This window comes from Arthrobacter sp. ISL-95, assembly GCF_018613695.1.
Lineage (GTDB): Bacteria > Actinomycetota > Actinomycetes > Actinomycetales > Micrococcaceae > Arthrobacter.
Genome location: NZ_JAGGPR010000001.1, coordinates 13,912 through 25,670, shown reverse-complemented (window position 1 = coordinate 25,670; position 11,759 = coordinate 13,912). Strand labels below are relative to the sequence as shown.

The 11,759-nt window shown below is 60.3% G+C and carries 13 protein-coding genes, 1 tRNA gene and 1 other RNA gene; 8 read left to right on the top strand and 7 right to left on the bottom strand.

What is annotated here, in order from left to right:
• Positions 1 to 117: 117 nt before the first annotated feature.
• From orn to J7I86_RS00130, 4 genes are all read left to right on the top strand, one after another.
• On the top strand, positions 118 to 753 hold the full coding sequence (gene orn / locus J7I86_RS00145; RefSeq protein ID WP_214814730.1) for an oligoribonuclease: 636 nt from the start codon (positions 118 to 120) through the stop codon (positions 751 to 753).
• Positions 754 to 885: 132 nt separating this feature from the next.
• A tRNA-His gene (locus tag J7I86_RS00140) sits at positions 886 to 961 on the top strand.
• A gap of 158 nt (positions 962 to 1,119) precedes the next feature.
• Entirely contained in the window at positions 1,120 to 1,692 is a 573-nt protein-coding gene (def, locus tag J7I86_RS00135) for a peptide deformylase (RefSeq protein ID WP_214814728.1), read from the top strand.
• Positions 1,693 to 1,695: 3 nt separating this feature from the next.
• The gene (locus J7I86_RS00130) at positions 1,696 to 2,526 is read left to right on the top strand and encodes an acyltransferase domain-containing protein (RefSeq protein ID WP_214814726.1); all 831 of its coding nucleotides are present in this window, start codon (positions 1,696 to 1,698) and stop codon (positions 2,524 to 2,526) included.
• Here the strand turns inward: J7I86_RS00130 and J7I86_RS00125 are convergent.
• The 4 genes from J7I86_RS00125 to rnpB form a co-directional block, all read right to left on the bottom strand.
• On the bottom strand, positions 2,511 to 3,311 hold the full coding sequence (locus J7I86_RS00125) for an HNH endonuclease family protein (protein ID WP_214814724.1): 801 nt from the start codon (positions 3,309 to 3,311) through the stop codon (positions 2,511 to 2,513). The two genes, J7I86_RS00130 and J7I86_RS00125, sit on opposite strands and share 16 nt — an antisense overlap.
• A 196-nt stretch (positions 3,312 to 3,507) precedes the next feature.
• Positions 3,508 to 3,717, bottom strand: coding sequence for a hypothetical protein (locus J7I86_RS00120; RefSeq protein WP_214814722.1), 210 nt, complete (start codon positions 3,715 to 3,717; stop codon positions 3,508 to 3,510).
• A gap of 73 nt (positions 3,718 to 3,790) precedes the next feature.
• A complete protein-coding gene (locus J7I86_RS00115) occupies positions 3,791 to 5,278 on the bottom strand; it encodes a glyceraldehyde-3-phosphate dehydrogenase (protein ID WP_214814720.1) in 1,488 nt (495 codons plus the stop codon).
• A gap of 263 nt (positions 5,279 to 5,541) precedes the next feature.
• Positions 5,542 to 5,933: RNase P RNA component class A (gene rnpB / locus J7I86_RS00110), an RNA gene on the bottom strand.
• Between the two features lie 58 nt (positions 5,934 to 5,991).
• On the opposite strand from rnpB, the gene J7I86_RS00105 reads away from it, so the two are divergent.
• Entirely contained in the window at positions 5,992 to 6,756 is a 765-nt protein-coding gene (locus tag J7I86_RS00105) for a YaaA family protein (RefSeq protein WP_214814718.1), read from the top strand.
• Positions 6,757 to 6,786: 30 nt separating this feature from the next.
• Here the strand turns inward: J7I86_RS00105 and J7I86_RS00100 are convergent, their stop codons facing one another.
• Together J7I86_RS00100 and J7I86_RS00095 are read right to left on the bottom strand one after the other, a co-directional pair.
• Entirely contained in the window at positions 6,787 to 7,524 is a 738-nt protein-coding gene (locus tag J7I86_RS00100) for a zinc ribbon domain-containing protein (RefSeq protein ID WP_214814716.1), read from the bottom strand.
• Between the two features lie 89 nt (positions 7,525 to 7,613).
• Entirely contained in the window at positions 7,614 to 8,525 is a 912-nt protein-coding gene (locus J7I86_RS00095) for a Nif3-like dinuclear metal center hexameric protein (protein ID WP_214814714.1), read from the bottom strand.
• A gap of 145 nt (positions 8,526 to 8,670) precedes the next feature.
• On the opposite strand from J7I86_RS00095, the gene msrA reads away from it, so the two are divergent.
• The 3 genes from msrA (at position 8,671) to epsC (ending at position 10,823) form a co-directional block, all read left to right on the top strand.
• A complete protein-coding gene (gene msrA / locus J7I86_RS00090) occupies positions 8,671 to 9,195 on the top strand; it encodes a peptide-methionine (S)-S-oxide reductase MsrA (protein WP_214814712.1) in 525 nt (174 codons plus the stop codon).
• A 66-nt stretch (positions 9,196 to 9,261) separates the two neighbouring features.
• Positions 9,262 to 10,197 (top strand): cysteine synthase A, encoded by a 936-nt coding sequence (gene cysK, locus J7I86_RS00085; protein ID WP_024817121.1) that lies wholly within the window; start codon positions 9,262 to 9,264, stop codon positions 10,195 to 10,197.
• Positions 10,198 to 10,238: 41 nt separating this feature from the next.
• On the top strand, positions 10,239 to 10,823 hold the full coding sequence (gene epsC / locus J7I86_RS00080) for a serine O-acetyltransferase EpsC (protein ID WP_024817122.1): 585 nt from the start codon (positions 10,239 to 10,241) through the stop codon (positions 10,821 to 10,823).
• Here epsC and J7I86_RS00075 read toward each other — a convergent pair.
• A complete protein-coding gene (locus J7I86_RS00075) occupies positions 10,820 to 11,659 on the bottom strand; it encodes an oxidoreductase (RefSeq protein ID WP_214814710.1) in 840 nt (279 codons plus the stop codon). The two genes, epsC and J7I86_RS00075, sit on opposite strands and share 4 nt — an antisense overlap.
• Between the last annotated feature and the right edge of the window lie 100 nt (positions 11,660 to 11,759).

The following is an 11,759-nucleotide window of genomic DNA, read 5'->3' as shown; positions in this document are numbered from 1 at the left end:
GTTCGGGTCAAAATTCTGCGTCATGGGGGCTTTCGGCAACAGGAATGAACGACACTGCCGCGCTCAAAAATCGTACCATCGGAGCACTTGGAAGCCACTGAGCGATAGGCTGGGCGCGTGCCTATTACTAATGAACGCATCGTCTGGATCGACTGCGAAATGACCGGCTTGGACCTCATCAACGACGCCTTGATCGAGGTCGCAGCGTTGGTAACAGATTCCGAACTCAATATTCTGGGCGACGGCGTAGACGTCGTCATCAAGCCCGATGATGCCGCACTGGAGCAAATGAACGACTTCGTGCGGGACATGCACACCCGCTCCAAGCTCCTGGATGAGCTCCCGCAGGGAAAGACCCTGGCCGAGGCCGAAGCACAGGTTCTTGAGTACATCGAAAAGTGGGTTCCGGATCCCCGCAAGGCTCCGTTGGGCGGAAACTCCGTAGGAACGGACAGGATGTTCCTGGCCAGGGACATGCCCAACATTGTGGAACACCTTCACTACCGTGTCATCGACGTCAGCACCATCAAGGAGCTCTCACGCCGTTGGTTCCCGCGTGCTTACTTCCAGTCTCCCTCCAAGCATGGTGGCCACCGTGCGCTGGGCGATATCAAGGACTCAATCGACGAACTTCGTTACTACCGCCAGGCAGTCTTCGTGCCGGCGCCGGGACCGGACACCGCCACGGCACAGCGTATTTCCAAGGACATCATTGCCACCGCGGAGACCTTGGAATCCAGCGAAAGGGTGTGATCTGCACCATTTTTCGAGGTTTTTTAGCCAAAACCGGCAAAAGTGGACTTTGCACCCCAAAACAGCAGGTAAGCTATTTGTCGTTGCCTTGAAGGAAAGCCGGTCAAACGGTTCAGCCCCAAAAGGCACATGGTGGGCTTAGCTCAGTTGGCAGAGCGCCTGGTTGTGGTCCAGGAGGTCGCGGGTTCAACCCCCGTAGCTCACCCCACCGAGATTGGCTCCAGAGCCGGTTTCCACAAAGGCCGCACCGGTTATCCGGTGCGGCCTTTGCTTTTAACCCGGGGCGGGCTAGAGCCGCGCCTGGCCAAGGCCGCGACCGGGCCGGGCCGCCACCGCACTACAGCGCTAGACGAAGGAATTACTGAGATGACCGTCCTGCCAGTCACCATCTGGGGCGAACCTGTGCTGCACCGCCGGGCAAGCGAGGTGGAGGCATTCGACGACGAACTCCGCACCTTGATCGCAGACATGTTCGAGACCAATGACGCCGCCAACGGGGTTGGGCTCGCCGCTCCGCAGATCGGCGTGGGCAAGCGGCTCTTTGTCTATAAGTATGCCAACGATGACGACGTTCCGGAGCAGGGCGTGGTGGTCAACCCGGTGCTGACGCTTTCCAAGGTTTCAGGGGCACTTCCCGACCCCGATGAACACGTTGAAGGATGCCTTTCCTTTCCAGGCGAATACTATCCGTTGCAGCGTGCTGAATGGACGCGGGTTCAGGGCTTCGACGGAGACGGTAACCCTTTGGATTTCGAGGCGACAGGCTGGTTCGCCAGGATCCTACAGCACGAGTTTGACCACCTGGACGGCAAGTTATATGTCAACCGCCTTGTGGACCGGTACTCGAAAAAGGCACTCAAGCAGGCCAAGAGGAACGGATGGGGCGTGCCCGGCCTGACCTGGATGCCTGGAGTCGATCCCGATCCGTTCGGACACTGAGCCATGGCCGCCAGCCCTCACGCGAAGCTCTTCAACCTCCTGGATATCACCGGCGAAGACGCGGTTGAGTGTGCGCATCTTCTGGACACGCCTCCGGATGAGCCTGTACTGCGCGCGATCACCGCAATGCAGGGGAGGCTAGGGACCTTTCCGGTAGACAGTATTCGGGCAGACGGCGCCGGGCAGGATGAAAGCGCCGTGGAGAGTGTCTGGATCGAGGCACTCCTCCGGTTTGCCCCGTCAGTTCACGCATACCATCTGGATCTTGGAATCGACTCGGCGGTGTCGGCGGCTTCCTTGGCAGATCTGGGTCTGCAGCTCCGGCTCAACCGGCGGGTCCACGGTCAGTTTGGCCTGGATACCTGGGCCTGGCTGACGTTGCATATGGCCGGAAATCTGTTCCGGCTGGGCCGTCTGCAGTTCCACCTGGTGCCTGCCGAAAGCCAGGACTTAGACTGGGTTCTTGGCGTCCATATCCCCGAAGACGGCGGCCTCTCCCCTGACCTGGTGGATGCCAGTTTCACGGAGGCCAGATCTTTCTTCCCACAGTATTTTCCTGAGAAGCCTGCTCGCACAGCTACCTGCGATTCATGGATGTTGGACCCGTACCTGGTAAAGCGGCTGCCTGAAAGCAACATCGCGTCATTCGCCCGTCGCTTCACGCTGGATCGCTGTACTGATGCTCCTACCGACGCCATCTACTTCACCTTCAGGCAGCGGGGACTCCAGGACCTGGATAAGCTCCCACGGGAAACCTCACTGCAGCGCGTGGTCCTGGAGCGGATCGACGACGGCGGCACCTGGCAGCTCGGGCACGGTCACCTGGCGCTGTAAATGGTCTGCTGTTCCGGGCAGGAAGACAGGACCCTCTTCATGGCGTCCTTTTCGGCCTGCGTAACCCAGAGCTGATAGGCCGCTTTTACGGAGACTTGCCGTGCAACATAGTGACAGCGGAAATTTTTATTGGCCGGCAGCCAGGTCGCCGCGTCACCCGCGCCCTTCTTCACATTGGCGGGGCCGTCCGCAGCGATCAAATTCAGGGGGTCGTTCGCGAACATTTGCCGTTGCTGAACAGTGAGCTGCTGGGCGCCCTTCTGCCAAGCGTCGGCGAGGGCCACCACGTGATCGATTTGAACAGCAGAGCTGGTGTTCTGACCTCTTTGAAAAGTTACCTGCGCCCCTGTGTAGGGTTCGCGGAAGCTACCACCGGAGACCTTGCAGGACGAACCCTCCGAAAATTCAACTCCAGCGAGGTCCCTCCTCAGAATGTCATTGCGGGTATCACACCCATTGCGGTCAGCGTCTGCCCAGGCCTGGCCGAACGCGGCCCTGTCGTAGTCCGACTTCGCCGCCCGCCCCTTTACCGGGAGCCGTTCCAAGGCATCGCTTGCCTTCTCAGGGGTAACAGCTGCCGCGCCCCGAAGTGGCTTCATCCAGTCAGGATTGAAGACGGGAGCTTGGCTGGGTCCGGTCGCCCAGGGCTCAGCGGCATTGAACTGTCCGGTGGTGAAGTACCAGGAGAGGCCCGCGACGACGGTTGCGGCGCCCAATCCAAGAATGGCCCACGCTTGACGTGACCTCCTGCGGGCGCGTTTGTAGGCAGACCAAGTGGTACTCAAGAGACTCCATCCAGAGGGAAAGCAATGTCCTACGAGCGTAGGACACAGCTCCGACATTCAGAGCCGATGTCCACAGAGTTGGGGACAAGTCACAGTGTTGAGGACCAGTCACGGTGTTGAGGACAAGTAACGGTGTGCAAATGTAGGCACACCCTTACCGTGGGGTACTTTGGTGGCCGCGTTGTGCTCCGTTGGCTTATTGCTCGCGGGTTACGCGCTGCAGGTCCTCTGTAGCCACCGCGAGAAGGCTTCGCAGCTGTTCTACGCGCTGATCGGTGACGTCACCGGCCGCATTGGCTGCGACGGCGTGATCCAAGAGCTTTTGGGCTTGCTTGTGGTTGGCCTTTGCTACGTCCAAGGCGTGTTCAAGCGCGGTTTCATGTTCCAGCGTTGATTCGTTTTCCATGAACCCATTTTGGTCAGGTTTCCCGGCTGATACCAGTGACGCAGCCGGGAAACCTGGGGATACTTCAGAGTTCTTAGGCTCCAGCTGTTTCAAGCACGGCGATGGGAGCTATCACGTCACGTGCCGGGAACGACGGCGGGTTCACACCGGCCATTTCCTCCATGACGCGAACTACCTGGCAGGAGTAGCCGAATTCGTTGTCGTACCAGACATACAGAACGAGGTTCTTGTCGTTGGCAATCGTTGCGAGGCCGTCAACAATGCCCGCGCGGCGCGAGCCAACGAAGTCGGTGGAGACAACATCCGGGGAGTCGATGTAATCGATCTGCTTGCGGAGATCCGAGTGCAAGGACATTTCGCGGAGGAAGTCGTTGACTTCATCCCGCGTGGTGCCCTTCTCAAGGTTGAGGTTCAGGATGGCCATGGAGACATCCGGAGTGGGTACACGGATGGCATTGCCCGTGAGTTTGCCCTGAAGTTCCGGGAGAGCCTTGGCTACGGCCTTCGCGGCACCGGTTTCAGTGATGACCATGTTCAATGCTGCGGAACGTCCGCGGCGATCACCCTTGTGGAAATTGTCAATGAGGTTCTGGTCATTGGTGAAGGAGTGAACCGTCTCCACGTGGCCGTGAATGATGCCGAATTTGTCATTGATGGCCTTCAGCACCGGCGTAATGGCGTTGGTGGTACAGGATGCTGCGGTGACGATCTTGTCGTCATCGGAGATGTCACGGTGGTTGATGCCGTGAACAATGTTCTTGAGTTCGCCCTTGCCCGGCGCGGTGAGCAGAACGCGGGCTGCGCCCTTGCTCTGCAGGTGCTGGGAAAGCCCATCGGCGTCGCGCCAGCGGCCGGTGTTGTCCACTACCAAGGCATCCTTGATGCCATAAGCGGTGTAGTCCACAGTGGCCGGGTTGTCCGAGTAGATGATCTGGATCTGCACGCCATTGGCGGTGATGGTGTTGGCTTCCTCATCCACCCGGATGGTGCCCTCGAAAGAACCGTGCACGGAGTCACGGCGGAGCAGGGAAGCACGCTTGACGAGGTCGTTCTCAGCGCCCTTGCGGACGACGATCGCACGAAGGCGCAGCCCGTGTCCGCCGCCGGCCTTCTCAATCAGGATGCGGGCAAGGAGGCGGCCGATGCGGCCAAAGCCGTAGAGCACGACGTCGGTGCTGGTGCGATCGTCAGCGCCACGCTTTCCCACGATCTCTGCAAGCTCGGCCCGCAAGTATTCATCCAGCGAGGCGCCGTTGCCTTCGGCCCGGAACTTCTCGGTCAAGCGTGCAATATCAATGGCTGCTGCGCCCAGTTCCAATTCAGAGAGGGCGTTCAGCAGCGGAGCAGTCTCTTCCAGGAACAGCTCATGGTTGCTCATCCGGCGCGCGAAACGGTGGGCCTTCAGGATGTTCATGGTGGACTTGTTGATCAGGCTCCGGCCGTGGATGCTCGTGACCACATTGTTTTCCCGGTACAACCGGCCGATTACCGGAATCATGGCCTCGGCGAGAGCCTCCCGGCCCATCCACTTATCAAGACAAGAATCTGACGTCTGGCTCACAGAACTACCTTCCTTGGGTCAACCACATACGTCCTCGTATGCAGATGGCAGCGGCCGCCCGGAGTAGTCCTGCGGCACATGCGCCGGCGGGCTTCGGTCCACCCACAGCGCCTTGAACGAGAGCAAAGAAAATCCGCCGGCTGCGAACGCAGTCCCGGCGGCAGAACATCTACGTTCACTAACCATTCTAGGGCGGAAGGAGGGGGTAGAAGACGCCCGGCGGCGTGAAATCACTCACACGCCGGTTTTGCGGGAGTCATAAATGGATGGGTCGACCGATACGCCGGGTTCTGTCATCCCTTCCGTTACCGGAAAGGGAGTGGCGGCCATCCATCTACGAACGCCGTTGCCGACGCCCTCCAGCAGCCTACCCGGACACTCGGGCGAGCAGCCCTCAAACGTGTCCTGTCTGGCCTTGCTCCGGGTGGGGTTTACCTAGCCTCCCCGGTCACCCAGGGAGCTGGTGGTCTCTTACACCACCGTTTCACCCTTACCTGCTGCCCTGTGATGCAAAACATCACAACGTGCAGGCGGTCTGTTCTCTGTGGCACTGGCCTGCGGGTTACCCCGAGTGGGCGTTACCCACCACCCTGCTCTGCGGAGCCCGGACGTTCCTCGAGCCACTTTCGTGACGCGCGACCGCCTGGTCGACCCATCCGTTGTCCAGTCTACCGGCGTCGGGACGTGCCAAAGTCCGGCGGTAATATCGACTGGTGCTGATTCTGCTGCCGCCTTCCGAAGGCAAGACCCCCGCTGCCACGGGCCCGTCCATCAACTGGGATTCGCTCAGCTTTCCTGAACTGAACCCCTACCGGGCCACGGTGCTCGAAGCGCTGGGGACGGTGAGCGCGCATAAGGATGCACTCGCGCTTCTGGGGGTCGGGGCCTCCTTGCGGGACGACGTCGACCGCAATACGCGGCTGCATGCCGAGCCGGCCGCACCCGCGCATCAAGTCTATTCAGGGGTCCTCTACGACGCCCTGTGCTACAACAGCATGACACCGGCGCAACGCCGCAAGGCCAACGAGTCCATCCTGGTGGTCTCCGCCCTATGGGGTGCAATCGGCTTTGGCGACCACGTGCCCGCCTATCGGCTGTCCATGGGAACCGCACTGCCCGACGTCGGCCGCCTCGCCACCTACTGGAAGCCGCAGCTTGACGCTGCCCTCGCCTCACGCGCCGAAGGTGAACTGTTGGTGGACTGCCGCTCCAGCACCTATGCCGCAGCTTGGACTCCCCCGGCGTCGCAGACAGTGAGCGTCAACGTCTTCAACGAGGCGAACGGTAAGCGGACGGTGGTCAGTCACTTCGCCAAGCACACTCGCGGCGAACTGGCACGACACTTGTTGACCCGGCGCGGCAAGGCGCCGGCGTCCCCGGAGCAGCTCCTGAAGGCTGCGCGCGAAATCTGGACGACGGAACTCGTTCAGGGCACGGCCCGCAAGCCGCACGCGCTGAACATCATCCTGTCCAGTTGACTTAGCCGCTGCAACTGAAGCCGGGCTGAGTCAGTTCCACTCCGCCGAGCGAACCAGGATGACACCTGAATCCGGGCAAAAGACAATATCGTCCTCAGCTGCGGCTTTGACCTCTGCGAGGTCGCCGGGGCTGAGCATCATGCCGGAGCCTTCGGACTTGCCGTGGAACAGCCGGGCTGCGCCGACGCCCCGCTTGGCAATGGTCTTTTCATAGATGGCAAGAATTCCCGCGTCCAGGGATTCTGCGAAGACGGCTCGCTGCCCGCGAACTACTGTTTCTTCTGCCGCGATCTCGGCGATGGCTTCATCGAGTTCAGCCCGGATGCTGCCAAAGGAACCCTGGATGTCGTCAACGATCGCCTGCTGGGCGGCCTGACGCTCGCGCAACGTGTCCAAGCGTTCCAGGATTTCGAGCTCAACGTCTTCCAGGTCCGAGCGACGCTTGTTGAGGGAGGCAATGTCACTCTGCAAGGCAACAAGGTCTTTGGACAGGCCGCTGCCGCTGTTGAGCCGGGTCTCGTCGCGTTCAATACGGGTTGCTACCTGCTCCACATCGGCTTCCGCGCGCTTGAGTTCGGCTTCGGCGTCATGGACGGCAACCTTGGCCGCGCCAAGCTCACCGTTGGCCACACTCAGCGCATCCGTGAGGTCGGTGATGCGTGGATCGGTCTCCAGAACTTTCCGGCGGCCGGCAAGCGACCTGAGCTTGGCATCCAGACCCTGCAGTTCAAGCAATTTCAATTGTTCTGCCGGTGCTGCTTTCGCCACGCTTACCTCCGCTGTTAGCCACCGGGCCTGGGGATCAGGTCCGGCCGAACCGCCACTATCCGTCAGGGCTGTCCATGTCCTTCTAGACTCTAGTCCCCGCCGGGAGTGAGTATGAAGTCCCAAGGATCGCTGTTGGTGCCGCTGACACGGATCTCGACGTCGTAGCCCTGGTCCGCGAGCACGTTGCCCAATGCTTCAGCGGCAGTAGGCAGCCATAGCCACTCGCTGGCAAAATGCGAAACGTCGATCAAGTAGGGCCGGCCATTGGTGGCGCCTTCACGGGCTTCGGAAGCAGGGTGATGACGCATGTCTGCTGTGACGTAAACGTCAGCGTTACTGGCCCGAACGGCGTCGAACAAGCTGTCTCCGGCTCCACCACAAACGGCAACGCGCCGGACCAGGCCATCTTTATCTCCGGCTACCCGGACTCCCCCTGCCACAGCGGGCAGCATTTCAAAGACGCGGGCAGCGAAATCACCGAGCGTCTCGAGGTCCGGGAGGTCCCCGACCCGGCCAATGCCTTCCTCCGGCAAGCCGTTGCTCGCCGGCGTCAAGGGAGTGACATTCTCCAGGCCGAAGGCGTCAGCCAGGACATCGGAAACGCCACCAACGGCTGAATCTCCATTGGTATGAACGGTCAAAAGCCCTGTTCCGGCCTCTATCAACCGGTGCACGGCAAGGCCCTTCGCTGACGTGGCTGCCACAGAATTCACCCCTTTGAGCAGCAGTGGGTGATGGGTGATCAGCAGGTCCGCTCCCCATTCCACGGCCTCATCGATCACGGCCAGCGTGGGATCCACTGCAAAGAGAACTTTGGTGACGGGAGCATTCGGGCGGCCAACAACGAGGCCCACCTCATCCCAGTCTTCAGCCAGGGACTCCGGCCAGAGTTCCTCAACAGCCAGCAAAACCTGACCGAGCGTCGGATCACCGCCGGCGTCCGCTGTTTCGTCCTCTTCGACGGAATCCACATCGGAAATGTGGGTGTTTACTGCTTCCATGCTCTTATTCTTCCCTACTGAGCCGGATTTCTTCCCTACTGAGCCCCCAACAGGTTGCCTCCACTCCGTGGTACCTCCCCGGTACCGTAATTCTCCCGTAAGGTGAAGCGGGAATCATCAGGCCCTCCGATCCATTGAAGAGAACATGAAAACTTTCGTACTTGGCGGCGGCTGCTTCTGGTGCCTTGATGCCGTTTATCAAAAGACCCGCGGCGTCAGCTCGGTAGTGTCCGGCTACACCGGCGGCCACGTCCGCAATCCCGATTACTACGAAGTATGCTCCGGAACCACTGGTCACGCGGAAGTCGTGGCGGTGACATTCGATGAAACCGTAGTTCCCGAAGAAGTCATCCTGGACATGTTCTTCGCCCTCCACGACCCCACAACGTTGAACCGCCAGGGTTATGACGTCGGAACCCAGTACCGTTCATCAATGTTCTACACAACCACGGAAGAAAAGGTGTTGTTCGAGGAAGCAGTCGAGCGCGCCCAGTCCCTCTGGTCCGATCCCATTGTGACCGAGGTCAGCCGCCTTCCCGAGTTTCATGAAGCCGAGGAAGTCCACCAGAATTACTATGCAAAGTTCCCTTATCAGGGGTATTGCCAGGTGATCATCAACCCCAAGTTGGCAAAGGCCAGGAAATATTACTCTGCGTGGCTTACTGCTTAGCGGGGTTTCGATCCCGCTGGTTAGGCTGACCTCAGCATTCCCTCTTCAGAGATAGGCGTAATTTTCATGGCAAGGATCTACGACGACGTCACGCAGCTGGTCGGCCGCACTCCGCTGGTTCGCCTGAACCGGCTCACCGAGGGCCTCGACGCTACCGTTGCAGTCAAGCTCGAGTTCTACAACCCGGCCAACAGCGTCAAGGACCGCATCGGCGTGGCCATCATTGATGCTGCCGAGAAGTCCGGCGCCCTGAAGCCAGGCGGTACCATCGTCGAAGGTACCTCGGGCAACACCGGCATCGCCCTGGCCTTGGTGGGTGCAGCGCGCGGCTACAAGGTCATCCTGACCATGCCTGAGACCATGTCCACTGAGCGCCGCGTCATGCTGCGCGCTTACGGCGCCGAGATCGTCCTGACGCCCGGATCCGAAGGCATGCGCGGCGCCGTCGAAAAGGCGCAGGAAATTGTTGCCAACACCGAGAACTCCATTTGGGCGCAGCAGTTCGCCAACGAGGCCAACCCTGCGATCCACCGTGCCACCACAGCCGAGGAAGTCTGGGAAGACACCGACGGTGAAGTAGACATCTTTGTTGCCGGGGTAGGTACCGGCGGAACCATCACCGGTGTTGGCCAGGTCCTCAAGGAACGCAAGCCCGGCGTGCAGATTGTGGCCATTGAGCCCAAGGACTCCGCGATCCTCAACGGTGGAGCCCCAGGCCCGCACAAGATCCAGGGCATCGGCGCCAACTTTGTTCCGGAAATCCTGGACACCAACGTCTACGACGAAGTTCTGGACGCCACCTTGGAAGATTCGGTCCGCGTAGCCCGTGAACTCGGCGCTCGTGAAGGTATCCTGGGCGGCATTTCGTCCGGCGCCATTGTGTGGGGTGCTTTGGAGTTGGCCAAGCGTCCTGAGAACGCAGGCAAGCTGATCGTTGCCGTCGTGTGTGACTTCGGAGAGCGTTACATCTCCACTGTGCTGTTCGACGACATCCGCGGCTAACACAACGCCGGCACGCCTTCATTTCCTGTAGAAAGGTCTTTGTGAGCTTCTTCGCAAGGCTTAAGGAAGACCTCGACGCCGCCCGGTCCCACGACCCGGCGGCTCGAGGCTCTTTTGAGAACTTTTTCGCCTACTCCGGCCTGCACGCCATTTGGGCACACCGGATAACGCATCGGCTCTGGCAAAATCCGGCGCTCCGTTTTCCTGCGCGCCTCATTTCCCAGTTGGCAAGATTCCTTACCGGCATCGAAATCCATCCCGGCGCAACTATCGGCCGGCGGTTCTTCATTGATCACGGCATGGGTGTGGTGATTGGTGAGACTGCCGAGATCGGTGAGGACGTGATGATCTATCACGGAGTAACCCTGGGCGGCCGTTCGTTGGCCAAGGTCAAGCGTCACCCAACCATCGGCGACCGCGTCACCATAGGCGCCGGTGCGAAGGTCCTGGGTCCCATCACTATCGGTGCCGGCAGTGCTATTGGCGCCAATGCCGTGGTGGTCAAGGACGCCCCAGCGGAATCCATCATCACCGGCATCCCCGCAACGTGGCGACACCGTGATGCACGATCCGAAACCAAACCAGCCGTGGATCCGGCGGAGTACTACATCGAATACCGGATCTAGCCGGCCAGCCTTCGGTAGAAGTTCCAAAAGACAGCATCGAAGGCGCGGTCCGGAAGAATTCTGCGCATTGCCAAGACGCTCCAGGCGCCCCTACCCACCGGGTAGCGGGTCCTGGGGCGTTTTGCCGTTGCGGCTCGAACAATGGTTTTTGCTACAACCGTCGCAGGCGTAGATACCATGTGGCCGGTTGCGGATGTCGAAGCCAGCGCGGCGGCCACAATGTGTGCTTGATCCTTGTACGGTCCATTGCCCGAGGTAAGCAAGAGGCCCTCCCCCGCTATGGTGCCCCACTCACTATCTGTTCCCGACGGTTCAATAATGACCACGTCTATTCCATGTGGCCTCAACTCCAGCCGCAGTGAATCGCTCATTCCCTCCACCGCGAACTTCGTTCCGTGATACCAAGCGCCCAGCGGCTCATGGATTTTGCCACCTATGGAGGTGACATTGATAATCCGTCCGGAGCGGAGGCTGCGCATCCCCGGAATTACCAGTTGGGTCATCCTTGCCAGGCCCATGACATTGACGTCAAACTGGCGCCTGCCCTCGGCCAGCGGTACTTCCTCCAGTGAGCCGTAGGAACCATAGCCCGCATTGTTGACCAGGACATCGATCCGCCCATGGGCCGCTTCAACCAGCGACACCGCGGAAGTCATAGATTCCTCCGAGGTGACATCCAAGGGCAGGATGGTGACGCCATGGTGCTTCAGCGGTTCCATTCTCTCCACACGGCGCGCGCCCGCGTAGACCGTAAAGCCAACCGCACTGAGCGCAAGGGCAGTGTCAAATCCGATTCCGGTGGAGGCCCCGGTGACAAGCGCAATGCGGGATGCCATGGCTGGTCTCCTTCAGTGAAGTACGGCAAACAGTGAGACACAGCAAAGGCCGGCCCACCCCAGCGTAACTGGGTGGAACCGGCCTTTGGCGGGAAGCTGC